Consider the following 17,276-nt stretch of genomic DNA (forward strand, 5'->3'; position numbering starts at 1 on the left):
TTTCGGACGTTTGTGCTTTTAAGTAATAAAGTATGTCTATTAATATAGCAAGATGATTTTCCTATGTCAATTTATTTTTTTGATTTAAAAGATATTTTAACTAAAAATAATTATTTTGCAAATATTTATTTAAATGATTGACTCTCAACCTGTAAGGAATATAATAAAGATATCACTTATATTAACTTAAAATCACTTAATTTCACTTACCTAAAGAGTGCTTTTGGAGGAAATGTATGTTTCAGGATGAGCGATTAATATCCATACTTCAATTTTTAGAAAAAAATCAACGAATTAGTGTAGAGGAAATATGTGAACATTTTGATGTTTCGAGAGATACTGCACGCAGAGATATTGTAAAGCTAGAAGAGCAAGGGAAGATTATCCGTACACGTGGAGCAGCATTACTGCCTTCATTATCAAAAGAAACACCTAATTACGAAGAAAGAATGTTATCGGAAATGCCTTTAAAAAGGATGATTGGAAAACAAGCCGCTTCCCTTATTATGGATGGTGATTATCTATTTGCAGATAATTCCACAACCGTACGGCAAGCAATGGAGTATCTATCCTCAAAAAATAACGTTGTTGTCACGAATGCGATTGACACCGCAGGACTATTAACCCAAAAGGAAAACATCCGCATTCATTTACTTGGCGGCTTAATGCATAATGATCAACGCTTTATTTATGGGGCCCAGGCTACGCAAATGATGGAAAAATATCATGTGGATAAAACGTTTATAGGTTCATGCGGAATTTCCTTTGATGGACTAACCACTCCATTTGAAGAGGAAAGTTCTTTGATTAATGAAGCTATGCGCAGAGCGGATCAGGTCATTGTACTTGCGGATCACTCCAAGTTCGAAAAGAGAAGGTTTTTCAAGTTGGCGGGATTTGAACAAATTCATACTATTGTGACAGACAGAGAGCCAGAACCAACTATAATGGAAAAAATACTGGAACATGGAGTTGAACTGATTATAGCAAGAGGGGAGTTCTAAAATATTTGGGGAGGTGCCACACATGTATAAATGTTTCATTTTTGATATTGATGGAACGATATTAGATACAGAGATAGTTGTGTTAAAGTCCTTACAAAAGGCATTGGAAATGGAAGGACTTGTGTTTCCTTTGGAAGATTTACGATTTGCCTTAGGGATTCCCGGAGAGAACGCTTTATCCTTATTGCCTATCTCTAATCCAAAACGAGTTTTACATAATTGGATCCAGCTTGGAGAGAGTTATTTTAACGAAATTTCGGTTTTTTCTGGTCTTCGTGAGGTTATCTTATTTCTTTCCTGTTGTGATGTAAAAATTGGAATCGTTACCTCCAAAACAAAGCAGGAATATATAGATGGATTCGAGCCTTTTGGTTTAACAGATTATTTTAATCATTATATTTGTGCGGATGATACCGACAGACATAAGCCCCATCCTGAACCGCTGCAAAAATGTATCACCCATTTAAAATCGAAACCGGAAGAAACAATCTATATTGGTGACACGCAATATGATCTGCAGTGTGCAAAATCAGCGGGAGCTGATTTTGGTTTAGCTTATTGGGGGACAAAAAATATTGAAGGATTCCAAGAAGCTGACCATATTTTCTACAAACCTACAGATATTTTATCAACACTCTGTCCTAGTTGACAGAGTTTTTTAATTCCCATAAATAAATACGCAAGAAATAATAGGAAATAATAAACACAACGAAGTAATGTAGGAGGGGGAATAATGCCGGAGCTTCCTGAAATGGAACATTACAAATTGTGAAGATTTTATTGTTATTAAGGGAAGCGGAAAAAACGTTTATCAATCGATTAAGTTGTAGAAATTCTTCCAATCTAATAAAGCAGTGTGGTATTTGCTATAATGATATACAACAAGATTTGACATATTGAGGTGCCACAATGAAACATAAAACAATTGGGATTTTAGCTCATGTAGATGCGGGAAAGACCACTTTTGCAGAGCAACTGCTTTTCCATACAAAAAGCATTCCACAGCGGGGACGAGTGGATCATAGAGACGCTTTTTTAGATTCTCATGAAATTGAAAAAGCTAGGGGGATAACTGTTTTTGCTGATCAAGCTATTTTTCGTTATCATGAGTCACACTATACATTAATTGATACACCAGGACATGTTGATTTTTCACCGGAAATGGAGCGCGCCATTCAGGTTATGGATTATGCAATTGTCATCATTAGCGCAGTTGAAGGCGTTGAGGGACATACCGAGACAGTATGGAATTTGCTTAAAAAGCATTGTATTCCTACTTTTTTCTTTATTAATAAAACAGATCGTGTCGGTGCAGATATTCATAGAGTAATAGAGGAAATACGGATAAATTTAACCGAAGACGTTTGTCATATAGATAACTCTTTTATAGATGGTAAAATGGACGAACCATTAATAGAATTTTTGGCGGAGCGGAATGAATGTTTGCTTGATGATTATATGGCGGGTGGCTATGAGAAAAAGACATGGCTGACGGAAATGCAACAGATGATAAAAAACAATGCCATCTTTCCATTAGCTTCAGGATCCGCATTACAGGATGTTGGTATCACTGACTTTTTAGAAAAACTAGATATATTAACAATTACAGATTATGTCGCAGAAACACCATTTTCCGGGAGAGTTTATAAAATTCGATATGATGAAAGCGGAGCAAGAACCACTTTTATTAAAGCATTAAGCGGCACACTTAAGGTTAGAGATGAAATAACTTACGATCATAATGAACAAGAGATAAGTGAAAAAGTCACTCAAATTAGAAAGTATAACGGAAGGAAGTTTCAAATTGTCGATAAGGTAGAAGCAGGTGAAGTATTTGCTCTAACTGGATTATCAGCTGTTGCAGCTGGGGATGGCTTAGGCAGCATTCAGGAAAAGGCACACTATGAAATGATTCCAACCCTTAAATCAAAGGTAATTTTTGATCCTACCTTAAATGTGAAAGAAGTATTAAAATGCTTTCGAATGTTAGATGATGAAGATCCTTCCCTAATGGTCGCTTGGGAGGAGAAATTTCAAGAAATTCATATTCATGTAATGGGAACCATTCAACTCGAGGTTCTTGAACAAATTGTTCACGATCGGTTTGGATTTAAAGTGCTATTTGAAAAACCTGAAATTTTATATAAGGAAACGATTACTTCAGAAGTAGTCGGGTATGGGCATTTTGAGCCGTTAAAGCACTATGCCGAGGTTCATCTTCGATTGGAACCTGGCGAGAGACAAAGTGGAGTGAGATTTGTAAGTGATTGTCACCCAGATGATTTGCAGGTAAGTTACCAAAATTTGATTCGACATCATCTATTTGAAAAAGAACATCGAGGGATTCTCACTGGCTCGGCACTGACAGATATTAAGATTACTTTATTAACCGGACGAGCACATATTAAACATACGAGCGGCGGGGATTTTCGAGAAGCAACTTTAAGGGCTTTGCGACAGGGACTTGAGAAGGCAGAAAACCAATTATTAGAGCCTTATTATGATTTTAAAATAAAGGTAGATATAGAACAAATGGGCAGAGTTCTATCCGATGTGCAAAGTGCATATGGGAATTTTCAAAATCCAGAGACGGCAGGAAATAAAGCAATAATCAGTGGAAAGGTTCCCGTCGCGACCTTTATGGACTATGGAACCATTCTAGCTTCCTTTACGCAAGGAAGAGGGACTATGAGTCTTGTTTTTGGAGGCTATTATCCTTGTCATAATCAAAATGAAGTAATGGAGAAGATCCAATATGATAAGAATGCTGATCCCGAATACACATCTTCCTCCATCTTTTGTTCAAAAGGAGCAGGTTATTCCGTTCCTTGGGATGAGGCGGAAAGCAAAATGCATTTGCTGAAGTAATAAGTGAAAAGTTATTTATTATTCCTAATTGAAGTGTATAATAATGAAGATGTTATCACACAAATGAATAGAGGAAAAAGAAAGGACGTAAGAAATGGATATTACTGGACATACAGTCGAACAACTTGAGGATCCAACAGGAATCTTATCCGGGGATCGTTATGAATTTATACTAAATATCGAAGTCCCGGAAGATGATGAGCTATATTCCGAAAACGGTTTATATATAAAAGCTATATATGTCGATGAAGGCAACCAATCACGTGTAGCCCAATATCATATTTTTGAAAAAGTAACAGACCGTTATCTTGAGTTTGAACTAGAAGAAGATGAGGAAAAATTATTAAAGGATTTTTGCAGAGAACATATTAGTGATATGTAATAGATTGCCTCTCACCCTAACGGATTCTATTCCTCTTTTAAAATGTTGATGGTATGGGCAATGGAAAATTTTTATTATGATTGCAAGACAACCACAGAGTTGTGAAAAAATTCTGTGGTTTTTTGTGTTCATTTAATTCAGCCCATTTCCGGTTATTTTCTATCATTTTAACTTTTTATAAGAGGTGAAGGACTCATGATGAAATTAAGGATAATAAAAAAAGTGGTGGAAACTGTAAAAAGTGCTGTATGGTTAAAGAATTTAGCTCGAAAACTTTCAGCCAAAATCAAAAGCTACCGACGAACATTTCAACAAAATGTTAAAATGGGATAATCGTAAAAAATCAACGTTAATTATTAAGAATTGGTTTTAAACTAAGTAGTTTTAATGTTCCCGACTTACCTCTATTGGCAATTTCTTTGGGGCACTCGGGACATTCTTTGGTTTGTAGTAAATATCTTCAGAAGATAACACAACTACGAATAATTGCCCTCCAATTACCCTTGCACGAATAAGTAAGGGCTGATTGTGAGGATTTTTAAATTTAAAATCAGGTCCATACCAGCTTACAGTCGCGTCCCTGTTAGGGGGAACATATGGAACACGCCTGCTGTGGGAATAGCGTTCGGTAATTTTGACACTTGCCTTGTCAACGGCATTGAACAAAGTGGAGGATACTTGACAAATTCCACCGCCGATACCTTCTGAAAGTTCCCCCCGAACAATGACAGGAGCAGGAAGATAGCCTTTTGCAATGGTACGCTTTCCAACTACCTTATTAAAAGAAAAGGTTTCACCAGGAAAAATAACATGTCCATTAATAGCATTTGCAGCAAGACGGATGTTATGAGTCCGTTCTTTATTAGAGCTGTTGAAATAGGTAACATATCGGCCAATGCTTTTCCCTCTCAAATTTTCGAGAAGCTCACTATCTACTCGTGGATAGAGAGTTTGGAGCGGGACTTCAAACGTTGCAGATCCTTTTTGATAATAAGAGGTATAAAACATATCTTTAAACTGATTTTGATCAAGCTTATATCCGGGTATTTCGCTTATCATATTTCCATTTTCATCTATCGTTGCATTAATTGGATTTTTAAAAGCCTTTTTTCCAACCTGGTCAACAAAAAAATCGAATTTATCTTCATTTATGATTGGATGAAATGGAGGCAGAACAAAATCAGATTTTTGGACGGTATCAATCGTAGTACCATCTAATTTTAAATGAATGCTGTTTTCTTCTGAAGGATAAAAGGACATTAATAGTAAGCTTAAGAAGAGTTTCATATTTCGGCCTCCATAAAAATGCATTTACTTCTTGGTTAGTTTCATCAATGGGTCCATATTAATTTTCCAAGGTGAAATTGGTGATGTTCGTATTAGGTGAAAATCGATATTTGCTTTTATTGGTCCAATATTTTTAACTAATAAACTGACTTCAACTGGGATTTCTGCTTCCAATGCGAAAGGGTCTGGTTCATCAGCTGATAAAAGTTTCCAGTTTATCGCTTCAATTTTTTTCATTTTTTTGAGCTCTTTTTTAACTTGTTTTTTATTGGTTATTGCCACTTTGTTAACTAAGCCTGGATCACCATTTTTAATAAATACTAAAAAAGTAGTTGTTAATTGATTTGGTGAGAGATCACGCACGAAATCATCTATTGTACCACCGGCTTTGTTAATCATCACCTGATGAGATAAGTCTGATCTTTCGGAACGATGAGTTACGCTGCCTTTAAAATGAATACAAAAATGACCTTTAAATCCATTATCCAATGCACCGGCACCGTGTGGCATTCCATGCATGGACGCAGCAATTAATTTGTTATCAGCTTGTATAAGAATAGCCCTTCTTCTCCAGCTCCAATGACCGTTATAAATTTCCTTCATTATTTTAGTATCTTTCCTCGTTAATGGCTGTACATCCGCATGATATCGTCCTGCTCGTCTTTGAACACGAAAGCTTTTCCCTGTTTCGACATCAATAACGGTAAATTTAGAGTAGCGTGGTAGCAATTCATTTACCATTGCCCAATGAAGCATCTCAATGTGAAAATCTAAAGGATATTCTTCGTTATTCGTATTTTCTGCATATGTAGGTGATACACCAAAACCCCCAACCAAAAAGAGCGAAATAAATACATAAACGATTATTCTCATTTTTGTTTCCTCGAGTCCTCCATGAATTTACCATTATTTTTAACTATTAACCGAGAAGAATAGCTTAAAAATTATGGAAATAGAGTATGGTTAAGGGGAAAAATAAAATATTTATTTGATCTTTACCATATTTTTGGCTTTTCTTTGTGTTAAAATTCGAATTTTATAAAGGAACCACGATTTTAGAAGAGGTTCCTTTGCATGATGAGATGCAACTTTGGAAAGAAAATAAAAGTCTGCTGGTTCCACATCTATTTTTCCAATCGGTGTTACGGGTTCTTGACTAACCCATTCATCGAAGTGTATAGCTCCTGATTCAACGTGCTGAAAGGTTTTCTGAGGTAAAATATATACGGTCCCATTCGTCCATGGATTGTTCCGAAATGTTTCATGGGTCAAGGAATAAAAATGATATTTATGTTTATTATCCGCAGGAATGCAGCCATTTCGAAAATTCGAATAAACGCTTTCTTTTCGAAAAACAGCATAAAAAATCGACCATATGGGGTCCTTCGTTGCAAAAACAGCGTTGACAGATTTACCGTTAAAAAGAGTTTGGTTCCTTGGTTCAAAAGTATGAATAGATGGATGATTTGAACCATGTAATATTAGCTGTTTATTTTCAGCTAAGTAGGATAAGAACTTATATTTTGGTATTGGCAAGTTATATTCTAATTTAGGAAGGTCCTCTTTAGCTAATCTTTCAAAGAGGAGCTCAAATTGTTCTTTTTCATGAGGTGACAGGTTTATTGATGGAGATGGGAACAGAAGAAGCCTTAATAATAAATTGTAAAACCTTTTTTTCATTCATAAACCTCCGAAAAGTTATTTATTAATACTTTCAAGAAGATTTAAAAAAAACCCTTTTTACATGATATATTCGATTTAATAAATATTTAAGATTTTGTTTATTCTCCGTTTAGAAATAGATGCTATTGTTCAAATTATTGTCTTAAAATGGAGAGGGTGAAATAATGTCCATTCGAAAACGGTTATTTATTTCCAATGCAGCAATGGTGTTGATGCCAATTTTCGTGTTAATCCTTTATTTTTTATTATTGGGTATCGTATTTAGTGGAGATATAAAAATATTAGGCAGTAATTTTCATCAAGGCTGGCAGCGTCCGGAATCAAGTAAGAATACGAACATATTCAATCAACTCATTAAGCTTACATCAACAAATTCCGAAAAACTATTAGATGAACATTATATTGAATCGATAACAAAAAATATGGAGAAAAACCATTCGGGTATCATTATTCGAAAAGGGAATAAGATTCTGTATAAATCAAAATATGTACTGCATGTTTCAAACGCTGACTTTCCAGTGTTCGGTAAGGAAGGATATGATCCCGTGGTATGGATTGGTCATAAGCAATATTCCATGAGACAGCATGACTTTTACTTTAGAGATGGAATGGAAGGTTCCATATTTTTAGTTGATAAAGGCATCAATTTTATGCAAATTGCCAGAAGATATTTCCCGCTCATCTTTTTTGGCATAGTGCTTATTCTAGTCGGAACGAATGCGTTGCTTTCTTACTTTATGTCAAGAAGTATCTTAAGACCTGTTAATCAATTATCTGTTGCTGCTGAGAAAATCAGTAAGGGACAATTAGATTTTCATCTTGAGACATCAAGTAAGGATGAATTAGGAAAATTGGTGAAAAGCTTTGACCAGATGCGAGAGAAATTAAAAGAATCTTTGGAATTAAGAGAGCGATATGAAAACAATCGCAAAGAACTAATAGCAAATATTTCTCACGATTTAAAAACACCTATTACTTCCATTCGAGGTTATGTGGAAGGAATTATGGATGGTGTAGCAAATTCAAAAGAGAAGCTGCAGAGCTATCTTAATACGATACACGCTAAAGCGGAGCATATGGCCCATTTAATTGAGGAACTATCCTTATATTCCAAGTTGGATGTCAAAAGCGTGCTGTTTCAATTTGAGAAGGTGAAAATGAATGCTTTTTTGGAGGACTATATAGAAGAGTTAAGAATGGAAAATAATCAAGCTTTGGAAGTTTCTTTTATCGCGGATAATGTATTAACTGCTTTAGTAGATCGTGATAAGCTTATTCGTGTGATGAATAATATTATTCGAAATAGTATGAAGTACAATAATAAAGAGATTTGTAAAATAATGATTTCATTGCAGGATATGGGAAAAGAAGTGTGTGTCTCGGTTAAGGACAATGGCCCAGGTGTTTCATCCGAAGATATTAACCGCATTTTCAATCGTTTTTATAGGGCAGATCCTTCAAGAAATTCAAAAACGGGCGGAAGCGGTCTTGGATTAGCCATTGCAGCGCAGATTATTGAAGCGCACGGAGGGGAAATTTGGGCAGAACAATCTACAGGAGAAGGTCTAACCATCCGTTTCACATTAAAGAAACCCGAAAATGATGGTGGTGGTTACGAATGAAAAGAATATTAATCATCGAAGACGATCAAAGCATTGCAGAACTTGAAAGAGATTATTTAGAAATAGAAGGCTTTGAAGCATCTATTGTAGAAGACGGGAAACATGCAGTGGAAATGGCACTTAACGGGAACTTTCACTTAATTTTGCTAGATCTGATGATCCCTAATGGAAACGGATTTGAGATTTGTAAAAAACTAAGAAAAACAACGGATATTCCTATTCTAATGGTGACTGCTAAAAATGAAGATATTGATAAAATACGCGGGTTCGGTCTAGGTGCCGATGATTACATAGTGAAACCGTTTAGTCCAAGTGAACTTGTTGCAAGAGTGAAAGCGCATCTTGCCAGATTCGAAAGACTCATTCGAAAATCAGCACCTGTTGATGATTTACAAATCCGAGGGCTTTATATTAACAAGGCTTCAAGACAGGTATTTGTTCATGAAAAGGAAATTGTTCTGACTGCACGAGAATTTGACTTATTAATATTTCTAGCTATTCACCCTAATCAAGTTTTCAGCAAAGAGCATTTATTTGAGCGGATTTGGGGCTTGGATTCAATGGGAGATACGTCAACAGTCACCGTACATGTACGGAAAATACGAGAGAAAATAGAAGCGGATCCTGGTAATCCAATGTATATTGAAACGGTATGGGGAGCGGGGTATCGCTTTAAGGGTTGATAATAGTCGTTCTTTATCTCTTGAAAGAGGTGAAGAGCGGCTTTTTTATATTTATCAGTTAACCTTGTGGAAAATTTATTAGCGGAAACAGCCATCGGTAGCGCGTTTCTAGTCTCCTTCTTATGGGTAATGGAATCAAAACCTTAAACTACTTCGTTGTGTTTCCTTGGGTCTCGCCGAAGATGACGTAGGTGAAATGCACTTCCATTTTTTCACTTATCCATACACAGATAAGCAACGCACTAAACACATTTGTTTTAATAAATATTTAAGAATTGGTTAAGAGCGGGTTTATATTTCACACCTACAATATAGCTTGTTGGAAGAGAAATTTTGAATGAAGGGGGAGAAAGGACTGAAGCTTTCAATAAAATCCAAAAAGCTGCTGGTTACACTTCATCTTATTTTTGCAGCGATAATGTTAGGGAATATGATAACCTTTCTGATTTTCAGCATTATTGCGGCAGAAGGAGATCAGCAAACAGCAATTATGTGTTTTCATGCAATGAACATTTTATCCGAAACATCTGTTCGGGCATCGACAATTGGAGCAACCATAACCGGTATATTTCTGTGTATATGGACGAAATGGGGATTATTTCGTTACTATTGGATACTTGCAAAGGAAGGACTGACATTGCTTGCAGTAGGAATAAATTTATGGGGAATGTATTCATGGACCATGCAAGCTATTATTGCTAAGGAATCTGATATAAATGGTTTAATTAATCAAGCATATCTTTGGACAGGAATTTTTTTGCAAATTATCTCGTTGGTATTGATGTATGTCATTTCTGTATTCAAACCATGGGGAAAAAGAATGATCAAAAGAAAGTAAAGGAGGGAGATTCCTTTGAATCAAAAAAAATACGGAAAAAACATAATTAGAATCATATTTGCGATTTTCTCTACACTTTTTTTAATTGGTTTATTTGTTCAAGTGTTTTTAGCGGGATTTGCCATTTTTGTCGATATTGGAAATTGGTCATATCATGAAATCTTTGTGCGATTTTTTGAATTTATTCCGGTTGGAATGTTCATTCTATCGTTCTTCGGGAAAATACCAAAGATGTGGAAATGGCAAAGTGCAAGTTTGTATTTAATGATTATTTTGCAGTATGTAACTGCTATCCTTATAGGAAAAGTACCATATATATCGGCACTTCATCCGGTTATTGCATTGCTCTTATTCTGGAGAGCGATTGTGGTAGTACAGGAATCTATAAAATTAATAAAAAACACGAGGAGTGAATCATGATGCATCATTGGGGACATTTTTATCCATTTTGTTTTCTATTTATTATATTAATGATTGGCTTAATCATTGCCAATATAAGAATGTGGCGTGGCAGAAGGGGCTATTGTTCCAATCGACAATATCCGGATGCATGTTCAATTCTTGATAAGCGACTTGCATCTGGAGAAATTTCAGTGGAGGAATATGAAAAACTAAAGGAAATATTAATAAAAAATATAAAATAAGGATGGAAGACAATTTCATTTATTGTCCACTTTCTTGATATGTATATTAGATTATAAAAGAAGTTTGTTCTTTATTCGAACTTCATCTACAAAATTATAGTTTTTTGTAAATTGATTAATTCCCTCGACAATAGACTGATAAAAGTAATCATACTAATCTGTCTATTGTGGAGGGATTTTTTTATGAAGAAATTAGAATGCCATAGAAAAAATAATGAAGAATCAGGCATTGTCATTGCTCTTAAAGACGGTATTGGTTTGAAAAAATTTTAGAAGGGACTAAAAACAGTAAAGTTGCTCTATATAGGGTGTAATGCTATTATTTTCGTACAAATCGAAAAGGGGGTTGACTTACTTGGTAAAAGAAATAATATTGGACGATACTACTATTCAGGTAGAACAATATGAGGAAGTAAAGCAAAATGATCTTACGAAAATAACGATTGATTTTAAAGTCACAAGTGAAATGTATCATGATATTGCCGTACTTCTGTATAGAGAGACATTCAATGTGAAGGTTCCGGAAAGGGGCTTATCATTTAGAGGAAGTATTTCTCAATATTCCACATCCATCACAAATTTATATAAAGAAGACCAGGTTGCTGATTATAAAGTCAGTTTGTTGGAATTAGAGAGCGGTGGGAAGGGATGAAATTAAGTATTTTAGATCAAGCTCCTATTTCTTCGAATCAGTCTGCAAGAGATGCTTTAATAGCTTCAGTTAAATTGGCGCAAGCGGGCGAAAGGTTAGGATATACACGGTATTGGATTGCAGAACATCATGATCTTCCTGGACTGGCATGTTCCGTACCAGAGGTGATGCTAAGTTATATAGGAGCAAATACATCCAATATAAGAATTGGTTCTGGAGCTATTCTTTTGCCTCATTATAAGCCATATAAAGTTGCCGAAATCTTTAATATGCTTGCAACCCTGTTTCCTGATCGCATCGATATTGGGATTGGAAGAGCGCCAGGCGGATCGGCCCAAGTGACAAATGCGTTATCGGATAATTTTCTGCAAAATGTATATCAGATGCCAAACCTCATTAAGGATTTGCTGCATTTTCTTGATGATGATTTTCCTGCCGAGCACGACTATGAAAAAATAAAAGCCTCACCAGTTCCAACTGTTTCACCCATACCTTGGCTTCTTGGTACGAGCAAAAAAAGCGCCTTGCTTGCAGCGGAATATGGAATGGCTTATGCTTTTGGAATGTTTATGAGCGATCAAGACGGTCAAGAAATTATTCAACAATATAAGAAAGCTTTTAAGCCACGAAAGTCCGGTCAAACACCAAAAGTAATTCTGACCGTTACTGTTATATGCGCTGAAACAACAGAGAAAGCAGAAGAAATTGCATTGAGTGCACGTGTTTGGTCTTTACAGCAAGAGAGAGGAGAAGGAAACAATGGTATTCCTTCGTTAGACGAAGCGAAGAATTATTTACAAGACCATTCAGAATCAATAAAAAGTAATAATATGATCGTTGGAAATCCTCAGGAGGTCAAGAAACGTCTAATGGATTTACAGACGCATAATGGAGCAGATGAAATAATGATAGTAACCATTACACATTCCTCCGTCGATAAAATTCGTTCTTATGAATTATTAGCAGATGCATTATTAGACTAAAATATACTTTATTTAAAACAACGGAGCTTCTAGTATTCCTTTTTTACTGGAAGTTTCGTTTTTTTATGTTAAAGGTGACAGAGAGTAATATGGAATTTAAAAATTTTTTTTTGCGAATAAGGTACAATACCCAGGTAAAAAGAAAGGGGAAATTGGAAACTTGATACCACATTCAAATTGAAATAAGTGAATATAAAAATATTCATATATATAAATCCAACTGAATGGATAGGAGAAGTCGGCACAAGATTATTTTAAAAAACCATATTTTAGCAAAAAATTATATTGATATTCTATTTCATTCTCATTTTATTCAATTAAATAGGCAGCTATTTATCTGTGATTATTATTTCTCATTATAGTATAAAGCTGGGTTTTATCTCGTATTTGTCATAGTGCAAAGGAACTAAAGTACATGCATTATAAATATTCGGTATATTCCGAAAATGAATCAAAAGATTCATTTACTTTACTATATGAAAAAACTAAAATTTATTCACAGATTCACCATTTTTTGTCTTTTAATTAAATTTAGGGGAGGAAAAAACGAATGAAAAAGTTTTTTAGAAAGGCTGAATTTGGATTTGCTGCTGCATTAGTTTCCTTTGGTGTTTTTGCTGCATCCTCATCTGCGAGTGCACAAACGGTAACGCATTCTAACCAGTTTGATAGTTTAGTAGCACAGCATCCTATTCACTTTAAGCACAACTCAGGTAATGGAAAACCCAATGCGGTAACTGGTGTTTTTAACCCCACAGATATTAAAAAGGCATATGGTATTGATCTTTTAAACAAAACAGGAAAAGGCCAGACAATAGCTCTAGTCGAGGCATACGGAAGTCCAACCATCGAAAATGACTTGCAAGTTTTTAATCAACAATTTGGGCTTCCGGCAGCCAATATTGAAGTTGTCTATCCACAAGGAAAACCCAAAACGGATGGAGGCTGGGCACTGGAAACAGCATTAGATGTGGAATGGGCACATGCTATTGCGCCTGATGCAAAAATCTTGGTTGTTTCAGCTAAATCAGCATCTATAAATGATTTACTTGTTGCAGAAGATTATGCAACAAGCCACGGTGCAACGATTGTATCTAACAGTTGGGGAGGATCGGAATTTTCAGGGGAGGCATCATATGATAGTCACTTTAATCATAGCGGGATTACCTATTTGGCATCCTCTGGTGACAACGGTCAAGGAAGCTCCTGGCCAGCCTCATCGCCAAACGTAGTAGCAGTTGGCGGTACAACGCTAAGTGTAACAAGTAATGGAGATTATGCCGGTGAATCTGCATGGTCTGGTTCAGGTGGTGCATTAAGCTCCTATGAAGGTATACCTGTATATCAATCAAATTGGACTAGTGTAGTAGGTTCGAAACGTGGAATACCTGATGTCGCATTTGATGCAGATCCTAACACAGGTGTATATGTGTACACTAGTACTAGGAATCAAGGACAACAAGGATGGTTCCAGGTTGGCGGCACTAGCTTTAGTGCACCGGCATGGGGAGCCCTTATTGCATTAGCAAATGAAGGGCATTCACAATCATTATCCAGTTCAGAGGTTTTGAATAAAATTTATAGCCTTGCTGGAACAACTGGCAGCATTGGATACAAAACAAACTATCATGATATTTTAACAGGAAGTAATGGTTATTCAGCTCAAGCAGGATATGATATTGTAACAGGGATCGGAAGTCCAATCGCCAATCAATTGGTCCCTGTTTTAAATACAAAATAATAGTTTAATAGATATTGTTGCCAAAAACTCTGCCCTCATGCAGAGTTTTTGCTTTTTAGTCATGATGTGGTCTTGATTGATACGTATTTTCCAGTTCACTTAAAGTGAGATTATATAATTGACGCCCCGAAACTTTGCAGATTCCTGCGTCCAGCAATTTTTGAATATAAATTTGTTTTCGTTTTTCGAGTGGGTTGCGAATAATATTTGACATATATTGGACTCCTTTCCTCTTTTATCTTTTACCATTTGTCTGTTTCTAATTCATCTCCTGCAGTTTTAATATTTATAAAAAATTCAAATAGTATAGTATAATGAAATTATAAAAAAAATAATAGAAATTGCAGAGGAGAGAAATGATCATGAATAAAGATTTTTTTGTACATAATCGTGAAAATTTATATGAAAAATTAGAGGATCAGTCAATACTCGTTTTATTTGCCGGCAAAGCGCCTCAAAAATCAGCGGATGAAGCATATAAATTTGTTCCGAATCGGAATTTTTACTATGTAACAGGTGTTAATGAACCGAATAATATTTTTCTTGCAGTCAAAAGAGATAATAAGGTAGAAGAATACTTGTTTATTGTCAAATCTGATCCTGTTTTAGAAAAATGGGTAGGAAAAACAATTTCGGTAGAAGAAGCAAAAGATCTATCCGGTGTAGAAAATATTCAATTTACCGAGCAATTCGAATCCTTTTTTGCCAGAACTGTCTCTTCTCTTCAAACTGCAAATGTCTATGTAGATCTGGAAAGAAGTGAATTAGATACTTTAACAACGAAATCACAGCAATTTGTCAAACAACTTCAGACCAACTATCCATTCCTGCAAGTAAAAAATGTCTATCCTGTTATTTGTGATTTAAGACTTTATAAAAAAACGGAAGAAATTGAAAAAATAAAACAGGCAATCGAAATTACCAAAAAGGGTATCTATAACCTGATGAGCAATGCAAAGCCAGGAATGAAAGAATACCAGCTTGAAGCACATTTTGACTTTGTGTTGAAAACAGAAGGGGTAAAAGATTTCGCTTTTCCTACCATAGTAGCGAGCGGCCAAAATGGAACCGTTCTTCATTATGATAAAAATGATGCGGTAGCCGAAGATGGCAGCCTAGTTCTCCTTGATTTAGGTGCTCAGCATGACTACTATAGCGCAGATATTAGTTTTACTTTCCCTGTAAATGGGAAATTTACGGAAAGACAAAAAACTTTCTATAATATCGTTTTAAGAGCATTAAGAGAAACCACAGACCTTATTAAGCCCGGTGTTCCATTTACCAAGTTAAATGAACATACAAAAAAGGTATTAGCAGAAGAATGTATGAAGCTCGGTTTAATTAAAGAAGAAAGTGAGATCAGCAAATATTATTATCATGGTGTCAGTCATTCATTAGGTCTTGATACACATGATGTTGGAAATTACCGTGATAAAGTTTTAGAGCCAGGAATGGTGTTAACAGTGGAACCAGGACTATATATTGAAGAAGAAGGCATTGGCATTCGTATTGAAGATGATGTGTTGGTAACAGAGAACGGTAACGAAAATCTTTCCAAAGATATTATTCGTTCCATTGAAGATATTGAAGCATTTATGAATAAATAATTATTTCCCCTCTCTTGAAGAATAATACAAGAGAGGGGTTTTTATTTAAGAACACCTCCAAATCTTTTTTGCTTTTTATAAGGAGGACATGCAGTGAAAAAATGGATTATCATCTTTCTAGCAACTGTTTTTATCCTTTTTATGGCCATTTTAACGATATTTTATCTAATTAAAGGCGACTCTTCCAGATGGCAAGTAGCATTAGGCGGGATCATTGTTGGTGCTATTCCGCTATGTTTACTATTTCTAAAAGAAAATCCCTTTAATATACCGACAATCATTGCGTATTATGTATTTTTATTTTGCACCACTTATTTAGGTTCCATTGCCAGTTTTTATCTACACTACAATTGGTGGGACAGTGCTCTTCATCTGTACAAAGGGGTATTTGTTGGCTGTATTGGCATTACTTTAATAAAAGTATTCATCCGTAAATCGGTGAGCCCTGAAATTTCTCGGTGGATTATTTTTCTTTTTGTTGTGTCTCTTGCAGTTATAGCGGGCATATTATGGGAAGTGTATGAATTTTTAGGGGATCAATTCATAACTCAGACAATGCAGCGGGGCGGCAATACGGACACGATGATTGACTTGATTGCAGGTCTTATTGGCGGATTATTGATTGCCATTTACGGTGCTGTCCGAAAACTGCGAGTTTAAATATTTCTTTGAGGTGATAAGGTGAATCGAAAAATTGTCATTACCGTAAGTTTGTTATACATCGTTTTTATGGGGATTTTGGCATTTTACCTTTTTCCAAATGAAGAATCAAAAAAGGCTTGGGTTGCTGTTGGCGGTGTAGTTTGCGGTGCAATTCCGTTATTTCTGTCCATTTTCACGAAGCTGAAATTAAATTTGCCTATTATCATTTCTTATTTTATTTTTTTATTTGGTTCTCAATACCTTGGTTCGATTCGTGGATGGTATGGCCTCGGCTGGTGGGACACCTTTATTCATTTTATTAGCGGCGGTATTCTTGCTTTCACGGCTATTGCCTTATATGAAAGGCTTGTACATCGAAATGCCGGAAACGATATTTCTCCTTGGTTTGTCTTTTTATTTACATTTGGATTTGCTGCACTTGGCGGCGTGTTGTGGGAAACATATGAATTTAGTTGTGATCAATTTTTTGGAACAACGATGCAAGGCGGTGGCAATACAGATACGATGACTGATTTAATCGCGGATATTCTAGGAGGGTTGGTGATTGCGGTATACTCTGGTATTAGAACGAAGATGAAGTTGAATAAGCAAAATACAATATAACTTCATACAATGTTCG

The 17,276-nt window shown here is 35.5% G+C and carries 20 protein-coding genes; 16 read left to right on the forward strand and 4 right to left on the reverse strand.

The window, feature by feature from the left end:
- Positions 1–236: 236 nt before the first annotated feature.
- The 5 genes from AN964_RS10785 to AN964_RS27270 all read left to right on the forward strand — a co-directional run bounded on the left by AN964_RS10785 (position 237) and on the right by AN964_RS27270 (position 4,587).
- A complete protein-coding gene (locus AN964_RS10785; RefSeq protein ID WP_055739676.1) occupies positions 237–1,004 on the forward strand; it encodes a DeoR/GlpR family DNA-binding transcription regulator in 768 nt (255 codons plus the stop codon).
- Between the two features lie 22 nt (positions 1,005–1,026).
- Entirely contained in the window at positions 1,027–1,653 is a 627-nt protein-coding gene (locus AN964_RS10790) for an HAD family hydrolase (protein ID WP_055739677.1), read from the forward strand.
- A gap of 260 nt (positions 1,654–1,913) precedes the next feature.
- Positions 1,914–3,872 carry a GTP-binding protein gene (locus AN964_RS10795; protein WP_055739678.1) on the forward strand — a complete coding sequence of 653 codons (1,959 nt, stop codon included), beginning with the start codon at positions 1,914–1,916 and terminating at the stop codon, positions 3,870–3,872.
- A gap of 94 nt (positions 3,873–3,966) precedes the next feature.
- A complete protein-coding gene (locus AN964_RS10800; RefSeq protein WP_055739679.1) occupies positions 3,967–4,254 on the forward strand; it encodes a DUF6509 family protein in 288 nt (95 codons plus the stop codon).
- 198 nt (positions 4,255–4,452) lie between these two features.
- Positions 4,453–4,587, forward strand: a complete 135-nt coding sequence (locus AN964_RS27270; protein WP_280513053.1) for a hypothetical protein — start codon at positions 4,453–4,455, stop codon at positions 4,585–4,587.
- A gap of 51 nt (positions 4,588–4,638) precedes the next feature.
- Here the strand turns inward: AN964_RS27270 and AN964_RS10805 are convergent, their stop codons facing one another.
- The 3 genes from AN964_RS10805 to AN964_RS10815 all read right to left on the reverse strand — a co-directional run bounded on the left by AN964_RS10805 (position 4,639) and on the right by AN964_RS10815 (position 7,221).
- Positions 4,639–5,541 (reverse strand): VanW family protein, encoded by a 903-nt coding sequence (locus AN964_RS10805; protein ID WP_055739680.1) that lies wholly within the window; start codon positions 5,539–5,541, stop codon positions 4,639–4,641.
- A 24-nt stretch (positions 5,542–5,565) separates the two neighbouring features.
- Positions 5,566–6,414 (reverse strand): hypothetical protein, encoded by an 849-nt coding sequence (locus AN964_RS10810; RefSeq protein WP_055739681.1) that lies wholly within the window; start codon positions 6,412–6,414, stop codon positions 5,566–5,568.
- Positions 6,415–6,525: 111 nt separating this feature from the next.
- Positions 6,526–7,221 (reverse strand): hypothetical protein, encoded by a 696-nt coding sequence (locus tag AN964_RS10815; RefSeq protein ID WP_055739682.1) that lies wholly within the window; start codon positions 7,219–7,221, stop codon positions 6,526–6,528.
- 167 nt (positions 7,222–7,388) lie between these two features.
- Between AN964_RS10815 and AN964_RS10820 the strand changes: the two genes are divergently transcribed.
- From AN964_RS10820 to AN964_RS10855, 8 genes are all read left to right on the forward strand, one after another.
- Complete coding sequence (locus AN964_RS10820) at positions 7,389–8,846, forward strand: sensor histidine kinase (protein WP_055739683.1); 1,458 nt, start codon at positions 7,389–7,391, stop codon at positions 8,844–8,846.
- Complete coding sequence (locus AN964_RS10825; protein WP_055739684.1) at positions 8,843–9,529, forward strand: response regulator transcription factor; 687 nt, start codon at positions 8,843–8,845, stop codon at positions 9,527–9,529. The genes AN964_RS10820 and AN964_RS10825 overlap by 4 nt, the downstream gene beginning before the upstream one ends.
- A 337-nt stretch (positions 9,530–9,866) precedes the next feature.
- Complete coding sequence (locus tag AN964_RS10830; protein WP_055739685.1) at positions 9,867–10,367, forward strand: hypothetical protein; 501 nt, start codon at positions 9,867–9,869, stop codon at positions 10,365–10,367.
- A gap of 15 nt (positions 10,368–10,382) precedes the next feature.
- Positions 10,383–10,787: a DUF6220 domain-containing protein gene (locus AN964_RS10835; protein ID WP_055739686.1), complete on the forward strand. Its 405-nt coding sequence runs from the start codon at positions 10,383–10,385 to the stop codon at positions 10,785–10,787.
- Positions 10,784–11,011, forward strand: coding sequence for an SHOCT domain-containing protein (locus tag AN964_RS10840; RefSeq protein WP_152982370.1), 228 nt, complete (start codon positions 10,784–10,786; stop codon positions 11,009–11,011). The genes AN964_RS10835 and AN964_RS10840 overlap by 4 nt, the downstream gene beginning before the upstream one ends.
- Before the next feature lie 355 nt (positions 11,012–11,366).
- The gene (locus AN964_RS10845; RefSeq protein ID WP_055739688.1) at positions 11,367–11,663 is read left to right on the forward strand and encodes a DUF3219 family protein; all 297 of its coding nucleotides are present in this window, start codon (positions 11,367–11,369) and stop codon (positions 11,661–11,663) included.
- Positions 11,660–12,646 carry an LLM class flavin-dependent oxidoreductase gene (locus tag AN964_RS10850; protein WP_055739689.1) on the forward strand — a complete coding sequence of 329 codons (987 nt, stop codon included), beginning with the start codon at positions 11,660–11,662 and terminating at the stop codon, positions 12,644–12,646. The genes AN964_RS10845 and AN964_RS10850 overlap by 4 nt, the downstream gene beginning before the upstream one ends.
- 550 nt (positions 12,647–13,196) lie before the next feature.
- Positions 13,197–14,387, forward strand: a complete 1,191-nt coding sequence (locus AN964_RS10855) for a S53 family peptidase (protein WP_055739690.1) — start codon at positions 13,197–13,199, stop codon at positions 14,385–14,387.
- Between the two features lie 55 nt (positions 14,388–14,442).
- Here AN964_RS10855 and AN964_RS25510 read toward each other — a convergent pair whose 3' ends face one another.
- Positions 14,443–14,601: a Fur-regulated basic protein FbpA gene (locus tag AN964_RS25510; protein WP_083489304.1), complete on the reverse strand. Its 159-nt coding sequence runs from the start codon at positions 14,599–14,601 to the stop codon at positions 14,443–14,445.
- Positions 14,602–14,749: 148 nt separating this feature from the next.
- Between AN964_RS25510 and AN964_RS10860 the strand changes: the two genes are divergently transcribed.
- From AN964_RS10860 to AN964_RS10870, 3 genes are all read left to right on the forward strand, one after another.
- Entirely contained in the window at positions 14,750–15,994 is a 1,245-nt protein-coding gene (locus AN964_RS10860; RefSeq protein WP_055739691.1) for an aminopeptidase P family protein, read from the forward strand.
- A 93-nt stretch (positions 15,995–16,087) separates the two neighbouring features.
- Complete coding sequence (locus AN964_RS10865) at positions 16,088–16,654, forward strand: DUF2238 domain-containing protein (RefSeq protein ID WP_055739692.1); 567 nt, start codon at positions 16,088–16,090, stop codon at positions 16,652–16,654.
- 21 nt (positions 16,655–16,675) lie between these two features.
- Positions 16,676–17,260, forward strand: coding sequence for a DUF2238 domain-containing protein (locus tag AN964_RS10870; protein WP_055739693.1), 585 nt, complete (start codon positions 16,676–16,678; stop codon positions 17,258–17,260).
- Positions 17,261–17,276 lie beyond the last annotated feature (16 nt).

The sequence above is a fragment of the Heyndrickxia shackletonii genome (genome assembly GCF_001420715.1).
In the GTDB taxonomy this organism is placed as follows: Bacteria; Bacillota; Bacilli; order Bacillales; family Bacillaceae_C; genus Margalitia; species Margalitia shackletonii.

Coding starts and splice junctions, on each gene's coding strand:
- AN964_RS10815 (WP_055739682.1), bottom strand. CDS start 7,221: ATGAAAAAAAGGTTTTACAATTTATTATTAAGGCTTCTTCTGTTCCCA.
- AN964_RS10830 (WP_055739685.1), top strand. CDS start 9,867: ATGAAGGGGGAGAAAGGACTGAAGCTTTCAATAAAATCCAAAAAGCTG.
- AN964_RS10790 (WP_055739677.1), top strand. CDS start 1,027: ATGTATAAATGTTTCATTTTTGATATTGATGGAACGATATTAGATACA.
- AN964_RS10855 (WP_055739690.1), top strand. CDS start 13,197: ATGAAAAAGTTTTTTAGAAAGGCTGAATTTGGATTTGCTGCTGCATTA.
- AN964_RS10805 (WP_055739680.1), bottom strand. CDS start 5,541: ATGAAACTCTTCTTAAGCTTACTATTAATGTCCTTTTATCCTTCAGAA.
- AN964_RS10795 (WP_055739678.1), top strand. CDS start 1,914: ATGAAACATAAAACAATTGGGATTTTAGCTCATGTAGATGCGGGAAAG.
- AN964_RS10850 (WP_055739689.1), top strand. CDS start 11,660: ATGAAATTAAGTATTTTAGATCAAGCTCCTATTTCTTCGAATCAGTCT.
- AN964_RS10800 (WP_055739679.1), top strand. CDS start 3,967: ATGGATATTACTGGACATACAGTCGAACAACTTGAGGATCCAACAGGA.
- AN964_RS10860 (WP_055739691.1), top strand. CDS start 14,750: ATGAATAAAGATTTTTTTGTACATAATCGTGAAAATTTATATGAAAAA.
- AN964_RS10810 (WP_055739681.1), bottom strand. CDS start 6,414: ATGAGAATAATCGTTTATGTATTTATTTCGCTCTTTTTGGTTGGGGGT.
- AN964_RS10825 (WP_055739684.1), top strand. CDS start 8,843: ATGAAAAGAATATTAATCATCGAAGACGATCAAAGCATTGCAGAACTT.
- AN964_RS25510 (WP_083489304.1), bottom strand. CDS start 14,601: ATGTCAAATATTATTCGCAACCCACTCGAAAAACGAAAACAAATTTAT.
- AN964_RS10840 (WP_152982370.1), top strand. CDS start 10,784: ATGATGCATCATTGGGGACATTTTTATCCATTTTGTTTTCTATTTATT.
- AN964_RS10820 (WP_055739683.1), top strand. CDS start 7,389: ATGTCCATTCGAAAACGGTTATTTATTTCCAATGCAGCAATGGTGTTG.
- AN964_RS10785 (WP_055739676.1), top strand. CDS start 237: ATGTTTCAGGATGAGCGATTAATATCCATACTTCAATTTTTAGAAAAA.
- AN964_RS27270 (WP_280513053.1), top strand. CDS start 4,453: ATGAAATTAAGGATAATAAAAAAAGTGGTGGAAACTGTAAAAAGTGCT.